This window comes from Pseudomonas arabinosi (genome assembly GCF_047758675.1).
GTDB lineage: Bacteria > Pseudomonadota > Gammaproteobacteria > Pseudomonadales > Pseudomonadaceae > Aquipseudomonas > Aquipseudomonas arabinosi.
The window spans coordinates 6,261,957-6,283,422 of sequence record NZ_CP180480.1 but is presented as its reverse complement, the minus strand read 5'-3'; the positions used below and the strand labels follow the sequence as shown (position 1 = coordinate 6,283,422).

Here is a 21,466-nt window from a genome sequence, read left to right as displayed (position 1 = left end):
CAGTATTTGTGAGGCGGGGCACTAAACAAGGGAGATGTCTTGATGAAACAGCTGTACCTCGCCTCAGGCTCGCCGCGTCGACGTGAACTGCTCGCGCAGATCGGCGTGCCGTTCTCCGCCATCAGCGCGGACATCGATGAAACCCCTTTAGACAATGAATCCCCGACGGCTTATGTCGAGCGCCTGGCGTGCGGCAAAGCCGAGGCCGGGCGTGGGACTGTCGTGTCCGACGCAGATTTTTGCGTGCTGGGCGCCGACACCGCCGTGGTGCTGGACGGAAAAATTCTTGGCAAGCCGGTTGATGAAGCCCAGGCGTGCGCCATGCTTATGATGTTGTCCGGGTGCGAACATGAAGTCCTGACGGCGATTGCGGTGCGAGAGGGCGAGCGTTGCGAGTCTCGGGTGGTGCGCAGTCTGGTGCGTTTTCGCAACATCAATCGCGATGAAGCGATGGCTTACTGGGCCAGCGGCGAGCCGCAAGACAAGGCCGGCGGCTACGGCATTCAAGGACTCGGCGCGGTGTTTGTCGCCGGGCTCAATGGCAGTTACTCGGCGGTGGTCGGGTTACCGCTGTGCGAAACCGCTGAGCTGCTGGGCCATTTCGGCATACCCTGTTGGCAAACCCTTAACGCGCGTTGAGCGTCGTACTGACAAGATGCGGCCATTATCGTGAACATGCCTGAACGAGACCCTGCCATGAGTGAAGAGATCCTGATCAACATCACGCCGATGGAATCGCGCGTGGCGGTGGTTGAAAACGGTGTTCTGCAAGAGGTCCACGTCGAGCGCACGCAAAAGCGCGGGATCGTCGGCAACATCTATAAAGGCAAGGTCGTGCGGGTATTGCCCGGCATGCAGGCGGCATTCGTCGACATCGGACTGGACCGCGCCGCGTTCATTCACGCCTCGGAAATCTCCCTGCGCGAAGGCCCGGCGGTCGAGAGCATCAGCGCTCTGGTTCACGAGGGTCAGAGCCTGGTGGTGCAAGTCACCAAGGACCCGATCGGCTCCAAAGGCGCACGCCTGACGACTCAGTTGTCGATTCCATCGCGTTATCTGGTGTACATGCCGCGCACGGCGCACGTTGGCATTTCGTTGAAGATCGAAGACGAAGCCGAGCGCGAACGACTCAAACAAGTGGTCACCGATTGTGTGGCCAAAGAAGGCATTCAAGAGGCCGGTGGCTTCATCCTGCGTACCGCTGCCGAAGGTGCCGGTGCCGATGAAATCCTCATGGACATTCGCTACCTGCGTCGTCTCTGGGATCAGATCAACGAGCAGATCAAAACCATCAGCGCGCCGAGTGTGATCTACGAAGACCTCGGCCTGGCGCTGCGCACCTTGCGTGACCTGGTGAGCCCGAAGATCGAGAAGATCCGGATCGACTCCCGGGAAACCTTCCAGAAAACCACGCAGTTCGTCGCCGAGTTGATGCCGGAAATCGCCGATCGTCTTGAGCATTACCCGGGTGAGCGGCCGATCTTCGACCTGTACGGCGTCGAAGATGAAATCCAGAAAGCACTGGAGCGCAAAGTCCCGCTGAAATCCGGCGGTTACCTGGTGGTCGATCCGGCGGAAGCCATGAGCACCATCGACGTCAACACCGGGGCGTTCGTCGGTCATCGCAACCTCGAAGAAACCATTTTCAAGACCAACCTCGAAGCCGCGACCGCCATTGCTCGCCAGCTGCGCCTGCGCAATCTGGGCGGGATCATCATCATCGACTTCATCGACATGGAAGATGAAGAGCACCAGCGTCAGGTGCTGCGCACGCTCGAGAAGCAGCTGGAACGCGATCACGCCAAGACCAACATCATCGGCATCACCGAGTTGGGCCTGGTGCAGATGACTCGCAAGCGCACCCGCGAAAGCCTTGAACAAGTACTGTGTGAACCGTGCGGCAGCTGTCAGGGCCGCGGCAAGCTCAAGACGCCGGAAACCGTTTGCTACGAGATTTTCCGCGAAATCCTCCGAGAAGCTCGCGCCTATCAGGCGGAAGGCTATCGTGTATTGGCAAACCAGAAAGTGGTCGACCGTTTGCTCGATGAAGAATCGGGCAATGTCGCCGAGCTCGAAGGTTTTATCGGACGCACCATCCGGTTCCAGGTGGAAACCATGTATTCCCAGGAACAATACGACGTGGTGCTGCTCTGAATCGCTGTATTTCAACCCTGTTAGAACGGCTGGCCTCAGCTTTTTGCAGCATTTTTGCCATGGGAGCCAACTGACATGGAACGTCTGACACGCATTTTGGCCGCACTGACCCGCTGGGGTCTGGGGCTGTGTGCGTTGGTGTTGGTGTTGTTGGCGTTGTACGTCAGCCTCGGCCGAGAGCTGACCCCGCTGGTGGCCGAATACCGTGCCGAAGTCGAAGCCAAAGCCAGCGCTGCCTTGGGCATGCCGCTGAACATCGGCGAACTGGAAGGTAACTGGAGCGGCTTCGCTCCGATTATGCTGGCTCACGACGTGATGATCGGCGAGGACGCCAATGCCCTGCGTCTGGATCAGGTGCGTGCGGTGCCGGATCTTTGGGCCAGTCTGATGGCTCGCGAAGTGCGCATCGCTCACCTGGAACTCAGCGGCCTGAAGATCAGCCTCAAGGAAGGCGAGGACGGCCATTGGGCGCTGGAAGGTTTGCCGGTGCAGCAGGATCAGCCGCTGGATCCTGAGCAATTGCTCAATCGCATGCAGATGGTTCAGCAACTGTCGGTACTCGATAGCCAGGTCACTTTGCAGCCACTGCAAGAGCAACCGCTGACCCTGACTTACGTCGGACTGAATCTGAAAACCGGCGTCTCCCGCCAGCGACTCGATGCCCGTTTGACCCTGCCCGACGGACAACCGGTGGCCATCAGTCTGCGTACCCGTCTGCGCGCCAGCGAATGGAAAGACGGCGAGGCCGACGCGTATTTGAGCCTGCCGCAAAGCGACTGGTCGAAATGGTTGCCTGAGCGCCTGACCCAACAATGGAATTTTTCCGAGTTCAAGGCCGGCGGCGAGCTTTGGGTGAACTGGAACAAGGGCGCCCTGCAAAGTGCTGCGATTCGCTTGAACGCGGCGCAACTCAAGGGCGCATACGCCGAGCGCAAGCCGATCCAGATCAACAATCTGGCGCTCAACGGCTATTTCCAGCGCAGCTCCGAAGGCGTGCTGGTGACCCTGGATTCGCTGGCCATGAACCTTGGCGAGACCCGTTGGGAATCGCATCTGCAACTCAAACAAAACGCGGCGACCGACAAGACTGAAGAGCTTTGGCATCTGCAAGCCGACCGTCTCGACCTCACCCCGATCACCCCGATTCTGAATGCCTTGGGGCCGCTGCCCGAAGGCGTTGCTACGGCCGTCGAGCGACTCAAAGTGACCGGCGGCCTGCGCAACGTGCTGATCGACTTCCGGCCCAATGCTACCGACGACAGCAAATTCAGCTTTGCCGCCAACCTGGATCGGGTCGGCTTCGATGCCTATCACGGCGCTCCGGCGGCGCGAAATGTCAGTGGCAGCATCAGCGGAGATCTGGGCGGTGGCGAGCTGCGCATGGACAGCAAGGATTTTTCCCTGCACCTGGACCCGATCTTCGCCAAGCCATGGCAGTACATTCAGGCCAACGCCCGACTGACCTGGAAACTCGATAAAGAAGCCTTCACCTTGATCGCGCCGTACCTGAAAGTGCTGGGCGAGGAGGGCAAGATTGCTGGCGACTTCCTGATCCGCCTGCATTTCGACCACACCCAGGAAGACTACATGGACCTGCGGGTCGGTCTGGTGGACGGTGATGGTCGTTACACCGCCAAGTACTTGCCGACAATGCTCAGTCCGGGGCTGGACGAATGGCTGCGTACGGCGATTATCAAGGGTGCGGTGGACGAAGGCTTCTTCCAGTACCAGGGCTCGCTGAATCACGGTGCCGCCGAGACGGCCCGCAGCATCAGCCTGTTCTTCAAGGTTCACGATGCCGAACTGGCCTTCCAGCCAGGCTGGCCACATGTCAGCAACGTCACGGGTGACGTGTTTGTTGAAGACAGCGGTGTGCGGATCCTGGCCAGCAAGGGGCAGTTGCTCAATACCCAGGTCAGCGACATTTACGTCAATATTCCTCATGTGCCAGCGGGGCAAAACGTCCATCTGTTCCTCGACGGTGGATTCGCTGGCGGGTTGGGCGATGGCCTGAAAATTCTCCAGGAAGCGCCGATCGGCACCGCAGCGACCTTTGCCGGTTGGGAAGGCGAAGGCGATCTGCAAGGCAAACTGAAACTGGATATTCCGCTGGTCAAAGGCGAGCAGCCGAAGATCCTCGTCGACTTCAAGACCGCCAAGGCCCGTTTGAAGCTGGCCGAGCCAACCCTGGAGCTGACTCAGCTCAAGGGTGATTTCCGTTTCGACAGCACCAAGGGTTTGAGCGGGCAAAACATCAGCGCGCGCGCCTTCGATAAACCGGTTACCGCACAGATTTTCGCCGATGGCAGCCCCGGCAACCTCAAGACTCGCGTTACCGCCTCGGGCCAGGTCGAGGTCAAGAAACTGACTGACTGGCTGAGTGTGACTCAGCCGTTGCCAGCGTCCGGTGTGATCCCTTATCAGCTGCAACTGAACCTTGATGGGGCCGACAGTCAATTGATGGTCAGCTCCAACCTCAAAGGCGTAGCAATTGATTTACCGGCGCCGTTCGGCATGGCGGCCGACGTCGGCCGCGACACCACGTTCCGCATGACCCTGCAGGGGGCCGAGCGGCGCTACTGGGTCAATTACGGAGAGCTGGCTAACTTCACGTTTGCGGCACCGCCCGGCAATTTTGCCGACGGTCGTGGCGAGTTGTTCCTGGGTGGCGGTAATGCCGTGCTACCCGGCGCCAAAGGCCTACGGGTGCGCGGTGTGCTGTCGGAACTGGATGTCCGCCCCTGGAAGGACCTGGTAGACAAGTACGCCGGCCAGGATCCGGGCGGCAACGCCAAACAGTTGCTCAGCGGTGCGGATTTCAAGATTGGCAAGCTCAGCGGTGTCGGCACTACGCTCGATCAGGCTTCCATACAGTTGAACCGCAAACCTGCCGCATGGGCCTTGCAGCTCGACAGTCAGCAGGTCAAGGGCAGTGCCAGCATTCCCGATGCGAAAGCCGCGCCGATTGCGATCAATCTGCAATACGTGCGTTTGCCGGCGCCAGACCCGACGGTCCTGGCCGACGAAAACTCGCCGGATCCGCTGGCCTCGGTGGATCCCACGAAGATCCCGGCACTGGATATCACCATCAATCAGCTGTTCCAGGGCAAGGACCTCGTCGGGGCCTGGTATCTGAAGGTCCGTCCGACCGCCAAGGGCGTTGCGTTTAATACGCTGGACCTGGGCCTCAAGGGCATCCTCTTGCAGGGCAGCGGCGGTTGGGAAGGTGTGCCCGGTTCCAGCAGCAGTTGGTACAAGGGCCGGATCAGCGGCAAGAATCTCGCCGATGTGCTGAAGGGCTGGGGTTTCGCGCCGAGTGTCACCAGTGAAGATTTTCATATGGATGTCGACGGTCGATGGCCCGGTTCGCCGGCCTGGCTGGCCACCAAGCGCTTCTCTGGCACCCTCGATGCTTCGCTGAATAAAGGCCAATTTGTTGAAGTTGAGGGCAGCGCCCAGGCATTGCGAGTGTTTGGCTTGCTGAACTTCAACTCCATCGGCCGCCGGCTGCGTCTGGACTTCTCCGACCTGTTCGGCAAAGGCTTGAGTTACGACCGGGTCAAAGGCCTGCTGGTCGGGACCAACGGCGTATATGTGACGCGTGAGCCGATCCGGCTGACCGGTCCGTCGAGCAATATCGAACTCAACGGGACGCTGGACCTGGTGGGCGATAAGGTCGATGCCAAGTTGCTGGTGACGTTGCCTGTAACCAACAACCTGCCGATTGCCGCGCTGATCGTCGGTGCACCGGCTATCGGTGGCGCGCTGTTCCTGATCGATAAGCTGATCGGTGACCGCGTGGCGCGTTTCGCCAGCGTCCAATACACCGTCAAGGGACCGTGGAAAGAGCCGAAAATCACCTTCGACAAGCCTTTTTGACTTTCTTTTTGAAAAGCCACGTCTCGGGCCGATGGAGTAGCATGACCGTAAGTCCCCTTTATGTGTTGATTCCAGATTAGGGAAAGGCCATGTCTGTAGCGGTGATTCAAATGGTCAGCCAGAGCGATGTGCTGGCCAATCTGGCCCAGGCCCGTCGGCTGCTCGAGCAAGCGGCGACCAGTGGTGCGCAGCTTGCCGTACTGCCGGAAAACTTCGCCGCCATGGGCCGTCGCGACATTGCCGACATCGGCCGCGCCGAGGCGTTGGGCGAAGGACCGATCCTGCCATGGTTGAAACAGACCGCCCGCGACCTCAAGTTATGGATAGTGGCCGGCACATTGCCGTTGCCGCCGGTCGATCAACCGATGGCCAAGGTGCATGCCTGCTCGCTGCTGGTGGATGACCACGGCGAAACCGTTGCACGGTATGACAAGTTGCACCTCTTCGACGTCGATGTGGCGGACAATCGCGGGCGTTATCGCGAATCCGATGACTATGCTTATGGCAGTGGGGTTGTTGTGGCGGACACGCCCGTCGGTCGAGTTGGGCTGACCGTGTGTTACGACCTGCGCTTCCCGGAGCTGTACAGCGAATTACGTGCTGCCGGTGCGGAGTTGATTACCGCGCCGTCGGCCTTTACCGCGGTGACCGGCGCGGCACATTGGGATGTATTGATTCGCGCGCGGGCCATCGAAACTCAATGTTATGTGCTTGCGGCTGCCCAGGGTGGGACGCATCCGGGGCCACGAGAAACCTTTGGCCATGCTGCGATTATCGACCCGTGGGGACGTGTGCTGGCGCAACAGGATCAAGGCGAGGCCGTGCTGCTGGCCGAACGCGATAGCAGCGAACAGGCGTCCATCAGGGCGCGGATGCCGGTGTCCAGTCACCGGCGCTTTTTCTCGCAGGGCGCCCGGCGACCTGCCTCAGAACGATGAATTTAAGGCGTAAAGCATATGAGCGAGTTGTTGTCCTCAGTCAGTGAACACCTCCTGGCGCCCGGCGGCGTAACAATCGAGAGCCTGCAAGGTGTGCTCGGCGATCTGGCCGGCCCCGGCATCGATGCTGCCGACCTGTATTTCCAGGGGCAGATTTCCGAGTCCTGGGCGCTGGAAGACGGGATCGTCAAGGAAGGCAGCTTCAATCTCGACCAAGGTGTTGGTGTGCGAGCGCAATCGGGTGAGAAAACCGGTTTTGCCTACAGCAATGCCATTACCCTCGAAGCCCTCGGCGCCGCAGCCCGAGCGGCACGTTCGATCTCCCGCGCCGGGCAGAACGGCACGGTGCAAGCCTTCACGACTCAGGATGTCGCCCAGTTGTATGGGCCGGACAACCCGTTGGAAGTGATGACCCGAGCCGAGAAGGTCGAACTGCTCAAGCGTATCGACGTCGCGACTCGCGCCCTCGACCCGCGTATCCAGCAAGTGACCGTGAGCATGGCTGGCGTCTGGGAGCGAATCCTCGTCGCTTCCACCGACGGCAGCCTGGCCGCCGATGTACGGCCGTTGGTGCGCTTTAACGTCAGCGTGATCGTCGAGCAGAACGGTCGCCGTGAGCGTGGCGGTCATGGCGGTGGCGGTCGTACCGATTACCGTTATTTCCTCAGCGATGACCGCGCCATGGGCTACGCCCGTGAAGCGCTGCGTCAGGCATTGGTGAATCTGGAAGCCATCCCTGCGCCGGCCGGTACGTTGCCGGTGGTATTGGGCTCGGGCTGGTCCGGTGTGTTGCTGCACGAAGCGGTCGGCCACGGTCTGGAAGGCGACTTCAACCGCAAAGGCAGTTCGGCCTATAGCGGGCGCATGGGCGAGATGGTTGCGTCCAAGCTTTGCACCATCGTCGATGACGGCACGCTGGCCGGTCGTCGCGGTTCCCTGAGCGTCGATGATGAAGGCACCCCGACCGAGTGCACGACACTGATCGAAAACGGCGTACTCAAAGGCTACATGCAGGACAAGCTCAACGCCCGTCTGATGGGCGTAGCCCGTACCGGTAACGGTCGCCGTGAATCCTACGCGCACCTGCCGATGCCGCGCATGACCAACACCTACATGCTGGCGGGCGAAAGCGACCCGGCAGAAATCATCGCCTCGGTGAAACGCGGCATCTACTGCGCCAACCTCGGTGGCGGTCAGGTGGACATCACCAGCGGCAAATTCGTGTTCTCCACCAGCGAGGCGTACCTGATCGAAGACGGCAAAATCACTGCCCCGGTCAAAGGCGCGACATTGATCGGCAACGGCCCTGAAGCCATGAGCAAGGTGTCGATGGTCGGTAACGATCTGGCGCTGGACAGCGGCGTGGGGACGTGTGGCAAGGATGGGCAGTCGGTGCCGGTGGGTGTCGGCCAGCCAACGCTGAAAATCGATGCGATCACTGTGGGTGGCACAGGATCGTAAGGGATGGAGCTTCGGGTGAACCGCTTGGCGGCTCACCCGAGAAGGGACTTAACGCAGACCGCGTTGAGTCTCGTCCAGCTCACGGATGTACTTGAAGATTTTACGGCTCGATGCCGGTGGCTTGTTGGTCGCCAGTTCGTGCTGGGCCTGACGGATCAGGGAGCGCAATTGCTGACGATCAGCCTCCGGGAAGTCGACCACGAATTTCTCCAGGACTGCATCGTCGCCCGCGATCAAGCGATCGCGCCAGCGTTCCAGGCCATGGAAACGTTCGTTGTACTGCCGAGTGGAGGCATCGAGTTGATCGAGCAGAGTCAGAATGGCGTCAGTGTCCTGATCGCGCATCAGTTTGCCGATGAACATAAGGTGCCGTTTACGCGCGATATTCGCGGTGTGCTTGGGCGCATCGGCCAGGGCCCGGCGCATAGCGTCGGTCAACGGCAGTTTTGCCAGCAAGTCAGGCTTGAGCGTTGTAAGGCGCTCGCCAAGGTCAACCAGAGCATGAAGCTCGCGTTTAACCTGGGATTTGCTTTTTTCTCCCGTATCGAGGGAGTCGTCGTAAGAATCAACCATGGTGGCCGTCCGCAAAGAAACGCCGCCATGATAACCAGTCGGGGGCCGCTTGTCCGGCCCGGTCGCTCGAAGGCCCTAGCCGAAAGCAGAATTTGAGTGGAGAACAGCATGAGTGCAGTTGAAAGCGTCGGCCCACAAGCGTTGCCGGCACTGCAAGAACAAGTCGAGCAGATCATCGCTGAAGCCAAACGCCAGGGTGCAAGTGCCTGTGAAGTGGCGGTATCCCTGGAGCAGGGCCTGTCGACGTCGGTGCGTCAGCGTGAAGTCGAAACCGTCGAATTCAACCGCGATCAGGGCTTCGGCATCACCTTGTACGTCGGTCAGCGCAAAGGCTCGGCCAGCACGTCCGCCAGCGGTCCGGAAGCGATTCGCGAAACCGTCGCCGCCGCACTGGCCATCGCCAAGCACACGTCGGAAGACGAAGCTTCGGGCTTGGCGGATGCTGCGCTGATGGCGAAGGATCTGCAGGATTTCGACCTGTTCCACGAATGGGACATCACCCCGGAGCAAGCCATCGAGCAGGCCCTGGCCTGTGAAGCGGCGGCATTTGCCACCGACAGCCGGATCAAGAACGCCGACGGCACTACCCTCAGCACCCATCAGGGCTGCCGTGTCTACGGCAACAGCCACGGTTTTATCGGTGGTTACGCGTCGACCCGGCACAGCCTGAGCTGCGTGATGATCGCCGAGGCCGACGGCCAGATGCAGCGCGATTACTGGTACGACGTGAACCGTCAGGGCAATTTGCTGGCCTCTCCGGAGAGCATCGGCCAACGTGCTGCGCAACGGGCGGCGAGCCGTCTGGGCGCGCGTCCAGTGCCGACCTGCGAAGTGCCGGTGTTGTTTTCCGCAGAGCTGGCCGGGGGTTTGTTCGGGAGTTTTCTGTCGGCGATTTCCGGCGGCAGTCTGTATCGCAAATCCTCGTTCCTTGAAGGCACGCTGGGGCAGAAACTGTTCCCGGAATGGCTGACCATCGATGAGCGTCCGCACCTCATGCGCGCCATGGGCAGCTCGGCGTTCGATGGCGATGGTCTGGCCACTTACGCCAAACCGTTCGTCGAAAAAGGCGAGTTGGTCTCGTACATTCTCGGCACGTATTCCGGCCGTAAGCTCGGGATGCCGAGCACTGCCAACGCTGGCGGCGTGCACAACCTGTTCGTCACCCATGGCGACGAAGACCAGGCGGCCTTGCTGCGCCGCATGGGCCGCGGTCTGCTGGTGACTGAATTGATGGGCCAGGGCCTGAACATGGTCACTGGCGATTACTCCCGTGGCGCGGCGGGTTACTGGGTCGAGAATGGCGAAATCCAGTTTGCGGTTCAGGAAGTGACCATCGCCGGCAACATGCGTGACATGTTCAAACAGATCGTTGCCGTCGGTAATGACCTGGAGCTGCGCAGCAACATTCGTACAGGTTCGGTGCTGATCGAGCGGATGACGGTAGCCGGCAGCTAACGCTTACCCGTTACGCAAAAAAGGCGCGTCACCCATCGTGGGGTGACGCGCCTTTTTTATGTGCCGATTTTCTCGGGGTTGTTTTGGTTCTCATTATCATCTAATAATAAATCTCATTACCGAATGAGCCCGGATCATGAGTTCTGCCTTGCACGAGCAGCCTTACCTCGAAAGCTGGCGCTGGATGAGTCGCCAGATCCGTTGCGCGATGGACCCTGACGAGCCTCGCCTGATCGAACATTACCTGGCCGAAGGTCGGTATCTCTCCTGCTGTACGGCAACGTCTCCCTGGACCATCGCCGAAACTTCTTTCCGTCTGTTGCTCGACACCGCCGCCGATGTCGCGCTGCCCTGGCACTGGCGCACCTTTTGTCTGGACCAGGCTTGGCGGCCGCTGCGCGATCTGGAACGCCTCTCTCTGTGCAAATGCCGCCTCAAGCGCTGGCAGAGCTACACCTGGCAACTGGCGACCTGCGAGTTACAGCCCTCGATTCCTCTCATAGAACTGGTGCAAGGATTTTCTGATGAACAAGACTCGTATTGAGCGCGACAGCATGGGCGAACTTCAGGTCCCAGTGGATGCGCTCTATGGCGCGCAGACGCAGCGTGCGGTGGATAACTTCCCCATCAGCGGCAAGCCGATGCCCGTGCAGTTCATCCGCGCGCTGATCCTGGCCAAGGCCGCCGCTGCCCGAGCCAACGTCGGACTCAAGCAAATCAGCGAATCCCAGGGCACAGCCATTGTCGATGCGGCGCTGGGTCTGCTCCAAAGCGACTTCATGCAGCATTTTCCGGTGGATATCTTCCAGACCGGTTCCGGCACCAGTTCGAACATGAACGCCAACGAAGTGATCGCCACCCTGGCCAGTCGCCTGCTCGGCGAGCCGGTGAATCCCAACGATCACGTCAATTGCGGCCAAAGCAGCAACGACATAATCCCGACCACGATCCACGTCAGTGCTGCGTTGGCGTTGCACGAGCAATTGTTGCCGGCGCTGGTGCGTCTGGTTCAGGTGATCGAGCGCAAGGCCGAAGAGGTTCATCACCACGTCAAAACCGGTCGAACTCACTTGATGGACGCGATGCCGGTACGCATGAGCCAGGTGCTCAACGGTTGGGCGCAGCAGCTCAAGGCCAACATCGGTCATCTGCAGGATCTGCTGCCGAGTCTGCAATCCCTGGCTCAGGGCGGCACGGCGGTGGGCACCGGAATCAATGCTCATCCAGAGTTCGCTGCGCGCTTCAGTGAGCAACTGAGCAAGCTGACCCACGTGCAATTCAAACCGGGCGAGGACCTGTTTGCGCTGATCGGCTCCCAGGACACGGCAGTCAGTGTTTCCGGTCAGCTCAAGGCCACGGCCGTTTCGCTGATGAAAATCGCCAACGACCTGCGCTGGATGAACTCCGGTCCGCTGGCCGGTCTGGGTGAAATCGAGCTCGAAGCCTTGCAGCCGGGTTCTTCGATCATGCCTGGCAAGGTCAACCCGGTGATCCCGGAAGCGACCGCCATGGTCGCCGCTCAGGTCATCGGCAATGACACGGTCATCACCATCGCCGGTCAGTCGGGCAACTTCGAGCTGAACGTGATGCTGCCGATCATCGCCCAGAACCTGCTGAGCAGTATCGAGTTGCTGGCCAACTCCAGCCAGCTGCTGGGTGAAAAGGCCATCGCCAGCTTCAAGGTCAACGAAACCAGGCTCAAGGAAGCGCTGTCGCGTAACCCGATCCTGGTCACCGCACTCAACCCGATCATTGGTTACCAAAAAGCCGCGGAGATCGCCAAGAAGGCCTATCAACAGGGCCGTCCGGTGATCGATGTCGCTCAGGAGTACACCGACCTGACCCGCAGCCAGCTCGAGGTTTTGCTGGACCCGGAAAAACTCACCGCAGGCGGCGTGTAACCGCCGCAACCGCTTTGGAGGCTCACCATGGAACACTGGAAACGCACGATCGAACGGGCAAATCGTTGTTTCATGCTGGGTGAATACGTCGATGCCCGCGAGGCTTACTTGCAGGCATTGGCCTTGGCCCAGGTGTTGTTCGAGCGCTGGGCGGATGCCGACGAAGCGGTGGCGGCCTGTGTGATTTCCCACCACAACCTGGCGGATCTGCATTTGCGTCTGAACCAGCCGGAGGAGAGCGCCGAGTACCTGTGCGCCATCCATCAGCGATTGTTGCAGACCATGCAGGACCCACGGCTGGCGCCGGCCCTGCGTGAAGCGGCGTTGCGCCAGAGCAGCAAAACCTACGTCGAGCTGCTGAATTTCATCAGCGAACACGGCGAATATCCGCGCACCCATCGTTTGCTGCACATCGATGCCGCCTCGTCTGCGCCCCTACATCATGGAGTTCATTGAAATGGCTTTTACCTTGCCTGCCTTGCCCTACGCCTACGACGCCCTGGAACCGCACATCGATGCGCAGACCATGGAAATCCACTACACCAAGCACCACCAGACTTACATCAACAACCTCAACGCTGCGGTGGAAGGCACCGAGTTTGCCGAGTGGCCGGTGGAGAAACTGGTGTCTGCTGTCCAGCAACTGCCGGAGAAACTGCGCGCGGCGGTGATCAATCAGGGCGGCGGGCATGCCAACCATTCGCTGTTCTGGGAAGTGATGGCGCCCAACGGCGGCGGCCATCCTGAAGGCTCCTTGGCTGAGGCGATCGATGAGCAACTGGGCGGCCTGAGCAGTTTCAAGGAAGCCTTCACCAAAGCGGCGCTGACTCGTTTCGGCAGCGGCTGGGCGTGGCTCAGTGTGACGCCGCAAAAGACGCTGGTCGTTGAGAGCAGCGGCAATCAGGACAGTCCATTGATGAATGGCAATACGCCAATCCTTGGCCTGGATGTCTGGGAGCACGCTTATTACCTGCAATACCAGAACCGTCGCCCGGAATACATCAACGCGTTCTACAACGTGATCAATTGGCCTGAAGTCGCTACGCGCTATCAGGCTGCACTGGTTTAAGACTTCTGCAACAACAATCCAAGGCTGGCTATGGGCACTGAAACACTGGCGATCGGTAGTGGACGAATGTTTCGTTACGCATTCGGATCGCTGTTACTGCTGGCAGGCATGACGTTATTGGTTGCCCAAGGCTTGGCGTGGCTGGACCTCGAGCCGAAACTGCTGCGCGCGCTGCAAGGCGGGGCGATCTGCGCCTTGGGCACTGCCTTGGGCGCGGTGCCCGTGCTGGTGATTCGACGGATGCCCCAGACGGTCAGCGATACGCTGCTCGGCTTCGGGGCCGGAGTAATGCTCGCGGCGACAGCGTTTTCGTTGATCGTTCCGGGGCTCTCTGCCGCTGAAAGCCTGGGGCTGACGCCTTGGGCGGCCAGCGGGCTGATCAGTTTCGGCATCATGCTGGGTGCATTTGGATTGTTCCTGGTTGATCGCAAGGTGTCGGGTGCGTCGCCGGAAATGCTCGCAGGCACGCTGGAGCGACCGGTCATCCCGCCGCGAATCTGGTTATTTGTGTTTGCGATCATTGCCCACAATATCCCCGAAGGCATGGCGGTCGGTGTGTCGGCGGGGGGTGGCATGCCCGACGCCGATAGCCTGGCCATGGGCATCGCCTTGCAGGATGTGCCGGAAGGTCTTGTGATTGCGCTGGTACTGGCCGGGGCCGGGATGTCGCGGGTCAAGGCGTTCCTGATTGGTGCTGCGTCAGGTCTGGTCGAGCCGGTCTTCGCGTTGTTGTGTGCCTGGCTGGTGAGCCTGGCCGAATTGTTGTTGCCCTTGGGATTGGCCCTGGCAGCCGGGGCCATGTTGCTGGTGGTCACCCATGAAGTCATTCCCGAGTCGCGCCGCAATGGTCACGACAAGCTTGCAAGTCTGGGGTTGCTGATCGGGTTTTGCTTGATGATGGTGATGGATACAGCGCTCGCCTAGGCGAGCGTTATTCGCCTTCGCCGAAGTAGTCATTGATCAAATTCACCAATGCCTGCAGCGCCTCATCAGCCTGCTCACCTTCGGTGCTCAGGTGGATTTTGGTGCCCTTGCCCGCGGCGAGCATCATCATTGCCATGATGCTTTTTCCGTCGACCGTGGATTCCGGCGTGCGTCCTACTCTGATCGTGCAATCCTTGAACTCACCGGCCACGCCAACGAATTTTGCAGAAGCGCGGGCATGCAGGCCCAGCTTGTTGATGATTTCAATTTCCAGAGCAGGCATCGCGGTGTGAATCCTTTAGCTGAGGTCGCGGTGGCGAACCTGGACGTTCTTCAGGGTTTTTTGCAGGGCCTGGCCCAGACGTTCGGTCAGGTAGACGGAGCGGTGATGGCCGCCGGTGCAACCAATGGCAATGGTGACATAAGCGCGGTTGCTGGCGGCAAAGCGTGGTAGCCACTTGAACAAGTAGGTGGAGATGTCCTGGAACATCTCTTCGACGTCCGGCTGTGCCGCCAGGTACTCGGCAACCGGTTGGTCGAGCCCGGACTGATCGCGCAACTCTGGCTTCCAGTAAGGGTTCGGCAGGCAGCGCACGTCGAACACCAGATCAGCGTCCACCGGCATGCCACGCTTGAAGCCGAAAGACTCCACCAGGAACGCCGTACCGGGTTCCGGCTGGTTCAGCAGGCGCAGCTTGATGGTATCTCGCAGCTGATACAGGTTCAGGTTGGTGGTGTTTACTTTGAGATCGGCGAGGTCGGCAATCGGCCCGAGCAGGGCGGTCTCATCGTTGATGGCCTCGGCCAGCGAGCGACTGGCATTGCTCAGCGGGTGACGACGGCGGGTTTCCGAGAAACGTTTGAGCAAGGTTTCTTCGTCGGCGTCCAGATACAGCACATCACACTGGATATGCCGGCTGCGCACTTCTTCCAGCAGTTCGGGAAACCGCGACAAGTGACTCGGCAAGTTGCGCGCATCGATGGATACGGCAACCAGCGGTTGTGCCAGCTCGGTGTGAATCAACGCGCGTTCGGCCAGTTCCGGCAACAGACCGGCGGGCAGGTTGTCGATGCAGTAGTAGCCGTTGTCCTCGAGAACATCGAGTGCGGTACTTTTACCTGAGCCGGAGCGGCCACTGACGATGATCAAGCGCATGATTAATGACCGTTTTGCTCGTCCAGGACAACCTGATACAAGGCTTCATTGCTCGGGGCGCTGCGCAGTTTTTCGCGCACTTCCTTGCGGTCGAGCATGCTGGCGATCTGGCGCAGTAACTCCAGGTGCGCATCGGTAGCAGCTTCCGGGACCAGCAGAACGAACAGCAGGTCAACCGGGGCGCCGTCGATGGCGTCGAAATCAATGGGTGCATCAAGGTGCATCAGGGCGCTGATGGGCGAGGCGCAGCCCTTCAGGCGGCAGTGGGGAATGGCGATGCCGTTGCCAAAACCGGTTGAACCGAGTTTTTCACGGGCAATCAAAGCCTCGAAGACATCTTGCATCTCCAGATCCGGCACTTCTTTGTGGATAAGGTTGGCAATTTGCTCGAGGGCTTTCTTTTTACTGCCGCCCGGCACGTTCACGAGGGAACGGCCGGGGGTCAGGATGCTTTCAAGTCGGATCATGGGTTGGGAGTGTTAACGACCGGTCGCGCCCTGGAGGAGGCTTTGGGTCTTTTCCTTATGCTTTTTGAGTTGTTTATCCAGCTTGTCGGTCAGTGCGTCGATCGCCGCGTACATATCGGTATGCTCCGCGTTTGCGACCACTTCATTGCCGGGAATATGCAGCGTGGCTTCGATTTTCTGCTTGAGCTTTTCGACCGTCATCGTGACTTGCACATTGGTGATCTTGTCGAAATGCCTCTCTAATCGTTCGAGTTTTTCGCCGATGTAGGTGCGAAGAGGTTCGGTCACTTCCAGTTGGTGTCCACTGATGTTGACTTGCATACAGCTTCTCCTTCGTTGCCAGTGCATAAAGCGGCAGGCAGAAATGCCTGCCACTGGAACGCTGTGGCGTGGCTCTACATCAACCGCTTGCGTTCGCTCGAAGGCGCGATCCCGAGGGATTCGCGGTACTTGGCGACGGTGCGGCGAGCCACCTGAATGCCTTGTGCCTCCAGTAAACCAGCGATCTTGCTGTCACTCAACGGCTTTTTCTGATTTTCCGCGGCAACCAGTTTTTTGATGATCGCGCGGATCGCCGTGGACGAGCATTCACCGCCCTCGGAGGTGCTGACGTGGCTGGAGAAAAAGTATTTCAGTTCATATATGCCCCGTGGGGTATGCATGAATTTCTGCGTGGTTACCCGTGAAATCGTCGATTCGTGCATGCCCACCGCTTCGGCGATGTCATGCAGGACCAGCGGTTTCATGGCTTCGTCGCCGTATTCAAGAAAGCCGCGCTGATGTTCGACGATCTGGGTGGCTACTTTCATCAGGGTTTCGTTGCGGCTTTGCAGGCTCTTGATGAACCAGCGGGCCTCTTGCAACTGATTGCGCATGAAGGTGTTGTCGGCGCTGGTGTCGGCGCGGCGCACGAAACCGGCGTATTGAGCGTTGACCCGCAGTCGCGGCACGGATTCCTGGTTCAGCTCCACCAGCCAGCGTTCGTTGTCCTTGCGTACGATCACGTCGGGAACGACGTATTCGGCTTCGCCGGACTCGATTTGCGAGCCTGGGCGCGGGTTGAGGCTCTGCACCAGTTCAATCACCTGGCGCAGTTCATCTTCCTTGAGCTTCATGCGACGCATCAGCTGGCTGTAGTCGCGGCTGCCAAGCAGGTCGATGTAATCGGTGACCAGGCGTTTGGCCTCGACCAGCCAAGGCGTCTTGGCGGGCAACTGGCGCAATTGCAGCAGCAGGCATTCGCCCAGGTTGCGGGCGCCGATGCCAGCGGGTTCGAATTGCTGGATGCGGTGCAGGACGGCTTCGATTTCGTCCAGTTCGATGTCCAGTTCCGGGTCGAAGGCTTCGAGAATCTCCTCAAGGGTTTCGTCCAGGTAGCCCTGATTGTTGATGCAGTCGATCAGGGTCACGGCGATCAGGCGATCAGTGTCGGACATCGGGGCCAGGTTCAGTTGCCACAGCAGGTGGCTTTGCAGGCTTTCGCCGGCCGATGTCCGGGTGGTGAAGTCCCACTCGTCGTCATCGTTGCTCGGCAGGCTGCTGGCGCTGGTCTGGTAGACGTCTTCCCACGCGGTATCGACGGGCAGTTCGTTGGGGATGCGCTCGTTCCAGTCGCCTTCCTCGAGGTTATCAACCGTCGGGGCGGTTTCCTGGTAGGAGGGTTCCTGAATGTCAGCGTTGGGTTGCTGTTCGGCTTTGTCGGCCAAGGGGTCGGCGTTATCGAAGTCGTCGCCTTCTTCCTGGCGTTCGAGCATCGGATTGGACTCCAGGGCCTCCTGGATTTCCTGTTGCAGGTCCAGGGTCGACAATTGGAGCAGGCGGATGGCCTGTTGCAGCTGCGGTGTCATCGTCAGCTGCTGGCCCATTCTCAAGACTAGCGATGGTTTCATGGCAGGGGCTTAACACCTTATTCGCCGGCGCACATGCGCCATCCACTACAGGGCGCCGAAGCGCCAAACATAAGCAAATTATATGCCCGAAACTGCAGCGTTTGCCTAGAGCGCTGTAACAATAAAAAAATGTTGATTTTTTATCGAGACAAGCGCCCGGGCAACCAGCCAGACACCTCAGTGCTTACAGGCGGAACTCATGGCCCAGATACACTTCCTTGACCAGGTCGTTGGCCAGGATGGTGGCAGAGTCACCTTCGGCGATCAGCTGGCCATCGTTGACGATGTAGGCGGTTTCGCAGATATCCAGGGTTTCACGGACGTTGTGGTCAGTGATCAGCACGCCAATGCCCTTGGCCTTGAGGTGATAGATGATCTGTTTGATGTCGCCCACCGAAATCGGGTCCACGCCGGCGAACGGTTCGTCGAGCAGGATGAATTTCGGGTTGGTAGCCAGTGCCCGGGCGATTTCCACACGACGGCGTTCACCACCGGACAGGCTCATGCCGAGGTTGTCGCGGATGTGGCTGATGTGGAATTCCTGCAGCAGGCTTTCCAGCTCTTGGCGACGACCGGCCTTGTCGAGTTCCTTGCGGGTCTCGAGGATCGCCATGATGTTGTCAGCTACCGAGAGTTTGCGGAAGATCGATGCTTCTTGCGGAAGATAGCCGATACCGGCCTTCGCACGCCCGTGCATGGGCTGGTGGCTGACATCCAGGTCGTCAATCAGTACGCGGCCCTGATCGGCCTGTACCAGGCCGACAATCATGTAAAAGCAGGTGGTCTTGCCGGCGCCGTTGGGACCTAGCAGGCCGACGATCTGACCGCTGTCGATCGACAGGCTGACGTCGCGCACAACCTGGCGGCTCTTGTAGCTCTTGGCCAGATGCTGAGCTTTCAGAGTTGCCATTACTGGGCCTTTTTCTCGTCGGTTTTCGGCTTGGGCTGGATCACCATGTCGATGCGCGGACGCGACTCGGTGACCTTGTTGCCCGTCGCGCGACCGGCGCTCGCAAGCTTTTTGACCGTGTCGTAGACGATTTTCTCGCCTTGGGTGACGTTGTTGTCCTTGTCGATGACTTTGGCGCGATCGATCAATACGACGCGGTTTTGCGAGGCGTGGTACTGGATGGTCACTCCGTAGCCTTGAACAGGCTTGGTGTCGCCAGCCGTCTGCATCTGCTCGAAGTAGGCCAGATTGCCCACCGAAGTCACCACGTCGATGTCGCCGGCCGGGGTGCGGGTGATGGTTACAGTATTGCCTTTAACAATCATCGAGCCCTGGGTAATGATCACGTCACCTTTATAGGTGGCAACACCATTCTTGTCGTCCAGTTGGGCATCGTCGGCCTGGATGCGGATAGGCTGCTCTTGATCGTTCGGCAGAGCCCAGGCGCTCACGCTTCCCAGTGCTGCGCTCAGACCGAGCAAAATAGGGAGGGTTTTAACGAGCCTCATACTGTCCTCTTACGTTCGATAGCAGGTGTATCCTGCTTTCTTTCAAATACGCTTTCATTCCCTTGCCAGTCGACACACCACCAGCGCCGTCGATTCTAACGGGTTGCTCGGTCTGCGCATATTGCTGCTGCGGGAACACTGTCATGCGGGTGGTGGTAATCAGTGTCTTGCGGTTTTTCTCGTCGAAGCGCGTGATGCGCACCGAGTCAATCAGCTCGACCTGAGTGCCGTCGGGATTCACTTCGCCGTGCTCGCTCTGGACATGCCACGGAAACTCGGTGCCGCGGAACATGTTCAGGTCTGGATTGGTCAACAGCGTCACTTCGGTGGCTTTCAGGTGTTCAACCTTGTCGGACGTCATTTCGTATTGCAGTTTGCCGTCCGACAGGTATTGCACGCTGTGGGCGTTGATCGCGTAATAGTCGATCGCGGTTTCATCGATCTTTGCCACCGGCTGATCGAGGAAGCGTTCCGGGCTGATGTTCCAGTAGCCGACCGCCGCGAATATCGCTGCGATGCAACCGAACACCAGGAATTTGCGAATCTTTTTGCTCAGCATAGTTGGCTCACAGGTACGCGGCATTTGCCGCATCAAGGCGGCCCTGCGCGCGCAGGATCAATTCGCAGAATTCGCGAGCGGCACCCTCGCCACCACTGGCCTTGGTGATGCCGTGGGCGTGTTCACGGACGAAACTGGCAGCGTTTGCCACCGCCATGCCCAGGCCGACGCGGCGAATCACCGGCAGGTCCGGCAGGTCGTCGCCGAGATAGGCGACTTGTTCATAGCTTAGGTTGAGTTGGGCAAGAAGCTCATCGAGCACCACCAGTTTGTCTTCGCGCCCCTGGTACACGTGTGGAATGCCGAGGTTCTTCGCTCGTCGTTCGACCACCGGGGTCTTGCGGCCGCTGATGATAGCGGTCTGCACGCCGGCTGCCATCAACATCTTGATGCCTTGGCCGTCGAGGGTGTTGAACGTCTTGAATTCGCTGCCGTCTTCGAGGAAGTACAGGCGTCCGTCAGTCAGTACGCCATCGACGTCAAAAACCGCCAGTTTGATGTTCTTGCCGCGTTGCAGCAGGTCGGTGCTCATTACATTACTCCTGCACGCAGCAGGTCGGACAGGTTGAAGGCGCCGATCGGACGGTCCTCCTTGTCCACCACTACCAGCGCGTTGATTCGATGGTCTTCCATGATTTTCAGGGCTTCGGCTGCCAGCATATCGGCCCGGGCGGTCTTGCCATGAACAGTCATGACCTCATCGATGGTCGTATGGTGGATGTCGATGGTCCGGTCAAGGGTGCGGCGCAAGTCGCCGTCGGTGAAGATCCCGGCCAGTTTGCCATCGGGCTCCACGATCGCGGTCATGCCCAGGCCCTTGCGGGTCATTTCCATCAAGGCGTCCTTGAGTAGCGTGCCACGTTGCACCTGGGGCAGTTCTGCGCCGGAGTGCATGACGGTTTCCACTTTCAGCAGCAGGCGTCGGCCAAGCGCGCCGCCGGGGTGGGAAAAGGCGAAATCTTCAGCGGTAAAACCGCGGGCCTCCAGCAGCGCAACGGCCAGGGCGTCGCCCATGACCAGCGCGGCAGTGGTCGACGAGGTCGGTGCCAGGTTGAGCGGACAGGCTTCGTGCTCGACGTGCACGTTAAGGTTGACCTCGGCAGCCTTCGCCAGCGGTGAAGCAGGGTTGCCGGTCATGCTGATCAATTGAATGCCCAGGCGCTTGATCAGCGGCAGCAGGGTGACGATTTCATTGGTGGAGCCGGAGTTCGACAGCGCCAGGATGATGTCGTCGCGGGTGATCATGCCCATGTCGCCGTGGCTGGCTTCGGCCGGGTGCACGAAAAAGGCCGTGGTGCCGGTGCTGGCCAGGGTGGCGGCGATCTTGTTGCCGATATGCCCGGATTTGCCCATGCCGACCACGACCACGCGCCCTTTGCTGGCCAGAATCATTCCGCAAGCGCGTACGAAATCTGCGTCGATACGGGGCAACAAGCCTTGTACGGCTTCCAGTTCGAGGCGGATGGTGCGTTGGCCAGATTGAATCAGGTCGCTGGATTGGCTCATGTCAGAAATCGTATGGTCTGATGAAAAGGCGGCGATTATAACGGTAATGATCGAAACCCTCACGCAAGTTCGTCGCG

At 59.6% G+C, this 21,466-nt stretch carries 22 protein-coding genes; 11 read left to right on the top strand and 11 right to left on the bottom strand.

The features are described 5' to 3' along the window. Window positions 1-42: 42 nt before the first annotated feature. The 5 genes from ACMXYJ_RS29235 to tldD all read left to right on the top strand — a co-directional run bounded on the left by ACMXYJ_RS29235 (window position 43) and on the right by tldD (window position 8,432). Window positions 43-639, top strand: coding sequence for a Maf family protein (locus tag ACMXYJ_RS29235; RefSeq protein WP_415757939.1), 597 nt, complete (start codon window positions 43-45; stop codon window positions 637-639). A 57-nt stretch (window positions 640-696) separates the two neighbouring features. Next, window positions 697-2,154 carry a ribonuclease G gene (gene rng / locus ACMXYJ_RS29230; RefSeq protein ID WP_415757938.1) on the top strand — a complete coding sequence of 486 codons (1,458 nt, stop codon included), beginning with the start codon at window positions 697-699 and terminating at the stop codon, window positions 2,152-2,154. Window positions 2,155-2,229: 75 nt separating this feature from the next. Beyond that, window positions 2,230-6,033, top strand: a complete 3,804-nt coding sequence (locus ACMXYJ_RS29225; RefSeq protein WP_415757937.1) for a YhdP family protein — start codon at window positions 2,230-2,232, stop codon at window positions 6,031-6,033. A gap of 89 nt (window positions 6,034-6,122) precedes the next feature. Then, entirely contained in the window at window positions 6,123-6,971 is an 849-nt protein-coding gene (locus tag ACMXYJ_RS29220; protein ID WP_415757936.1) for a carbon-nitrogen hydrolase family protein, read from the top strand. 18 nt (window positions 6,972-6,989) lie between these two features. Further along, window positions 6,990-8,432, top strand: a complete 1,443-nt coding sequence (tldD, locus tag ACMXYJ_RS29215; protein WP_008037402.1) for a metalloprotease TldD — start codon at window positions 6,990-6,992, stop codon at window positions 8,430-8,432. A 48-nt stretch (window positions 8,433-8,480) separates the two neighbouring features. Here tldD and yjgA read toward each other — a convergent pair whose 3' ends face one another. Beyond that, a complete protein-coding gene (gene yjgA / locus ACMXYJ_RS29210) occupies window positions 8,481-9,005 on the bottom strand; it encodes a ribosome biogenesis factor YjgA (RefSeq protein ID WP_074873785.1) in 525 nt (174 codons plus the stop codon). A gap of 108 nt (window positions 9,006-9,113) precedes the next feature. On the opposite strand from yjgA, the gene pmbA reads away from it, so the two are divergent. The 6 genes from pmbA to ACMXYJ_RS29180 all read left to right on the top strand — a co-directional run bounded on the left by pmbA (window position 9,114) and on the right by ACMXYJ_RS29180 (window position 14,354). Next, window positions 9,114-10,460 carry a metalloprotease PmbA gene (gene pmbA, locus ACMXYJ_RS29205; RefSeq protein WP_123365273.1) on the top strand — a complete coding sequence of 449 codons (1,347 nt, stop codon included), beginning with the start codon at window positions 9,114-9,116 and terminating at the stop codon, window positions 10,458-10,460. A gap of 136 nt (window positions 10,461-10,596) precedes the next feature. After that, window positions 10,597-11,004, top strand: coding sequence for a FagA protein (locus ACMXYJ_RS29200; protein WP_415757935.1), 408 nt, complete (start codon window positions 10,597-10,599; stop codon window positions 11,002-11,004). Next, a complete protein-coding gene (locus ACMXYJ_RS29195; protein WP_415757934.1) occupies window positions 10,985-12,361 on the top strand; it encodes a class II fumarate hydratase in 1,377 nt (458 codons plus the stop codon). Before ACMXYJ_RS29200 ends, ACMXYJ_RS29195 begins: the two co-directional genes overlap by 20 nt. Before the next feature lie 27 nt (window positions 12,362-12,388). Next, a complete protein-coding gene (locus tag ACMXYJ_RS29190; RefSeq protein WP_415757933.1) occupies window positions 12,389-12,817 on the top strand; it encodes a hypothetical protein in 429 nt (142 codons plus the stop codon). Window position 12,818: 1 nt separating this feature from the next. Then, entirely contained in the window at window positions 12,819-13,430 is a 612-nt protein-coding gene (locus ACMXYJ_RS29185; RefSeq protein ID WP_415757932.1) for a superoxide dismutase, read from the top strand. A gap of 30 nt (window positions 13,431-13,460) precedes the next feature. After that, entirely contained in the window at window positions 13,461-14,354 is an 894-nt protein-coding gene (locus ACMXYJ_RS29180; protein WP_415757931.1) for a ZIP family metal transporter, read from the top strand. 7 nt (window positions 14,355-14,361) lie between these two features. On the opposite strand, the gene ACMXYJ_RS29175 is transcribed toward ACMXYJ_RS29180, so the two are convergent. The 10 genes from ACMXYJ_RS29175 to ACMXYJ_RS29130 all read right to left on the bottom strand — a co-directional run bounded on the left by ACMXYJ_RS29175 (window position 14,362) and on the right by ACMXYJ_RS29130 (window position 21,389). Further along, window positions 14,362-14,637, bottom strand: a complete 276-nt coding sequence (locus tag ACMXYJ_RS29175; RefSeq protein ID WP_033058002.1) for an HPr family phosphocarrier protein — start codon at window positions 14,635-14,637, stop codon at window positions 14,362-14,364. Window positions 14,638-14,652: 15 nt separating this feature from the next. Next, entirely contained in the window at window positions 14,653-15,510 is an 858-nt protein-coding gene (gene rapZ / locus ACMXYJ_RS29170) for an RNase adapter RapZ (protein WP_415757930.1), read from the bottom strand. Between the two features lie 2 nt (window positions 15,511-15,512). Then, the gene (ptsN, locus tag ACMXYJ_RS29165; protein ID WP_415757929.1) at window positions 15,513-15,977 is read right to left on the bottom strand and encodes a PTS IIA-like nitrogen regulatory protein PtsN; all 465 of its coding nucleotides are present in this window, start codon (window positions 15,975-15,977) and stop codon (window positions 15,513-15,515) included. 12 nt (window positions 15,978-15,989) lie between these two features. Next, window positions 15,990-16,298 (bottom strand): ribosome hibernation-promoting factor, HPF/YfiA family, encoded by a 309-nt coding sequence (hpf, locus tag ACMXYJ_RS29160; RefSeq protein WP_007941242.1) that lies wholly within the window; start codon window positions 16,296-16,298, stop codon window positions 15,990-15,992. Between the two features lie 74 nt (window positions 16,299-16,372). After that, window positions 16,373-17,866 carry an RNA polymerase factor sigma-54 gene (locus ACMXYJ_RS29155; protein WP_415757928.1) on the bottom strand — a complete coding sequence of 498 codons (1,494 nt, stop codon included), beginning with the start codon at window positions 17,864-17,866 and terminating at the stop codon, window positions 16,373-16,375. Window positions 17,867-18,050: 184 nt separating this feature from the next. Then, window positions 18,051-18,776, bottom strand: coding sequence for an LPS export ABC transporter ATP-binding protein (lptB, locus tag ACMXYJ_RS29150; RefSeq protein WP_008150757.1), 726 nt, complete (start codon window positions 18,774-18,776; stop codon window positions 18,051-18,053). Next, complete coding sequence (gene lptA / locus ACMXYJ_RS29145) at window positions 18,776-19,324, bottom strand: lipopolysaccharide transport periplasmic protein LptA (RefSeq protein WP_095129445.1); 549 nt, start codon at window positions 19,322-19,324, stop codon at window positions 18,776-18,778. Before lptA ends, lptB begins: the two co-directional genes overlap by 1 nt. After that, window positions 19,311-19,883, bottom strand: coding sequence for an LPS export ABC transporter periplasmic protein LptC (gene lptC, locus ACMXYJ_RS29140; protein ID WP_415757927.1), 573 nt, complete (start codon window positions 19,881-19,883; stop codon window positions 19,311-19,313). Before lptC ends, lptA begins: the two co-directional genes overlap by 14 nt. 7 nt (window positions 19,884-19,890) lie before the next feature. Beyond that, window positions 19,891-20,415: a KdsC family phosphatase gene (locus tag ACMXYJ_RS29135; protein ID WP_415757926.1), complete on the bottom strand. Its 525-nt coding sequence runs from the start codon at window positions 20,413-20,415 to the stop codon at window positions 19,891-19,893. Further along, the gene (locus tag ACMXYJ_RS29130; protein WP_415757925.1) at window positions 20,415-21,389 is read right to left on the bottom strand and encodes a KpsF/GutQ family sugar-phosphate isomerase; all 975 of its coding nucleotides are present in this window, start codon (window positions 21,387-21,389) and stop codon (window positions 20,415-20,417) included. The genes ACMXYJ_RS29135 and ACMXYJ_RS29130 overlap by 1 nt, the downstream gene beginning before the upstream one ends. Window positions 21,390-21,466 lie beyond the last annotated feature (77 nt).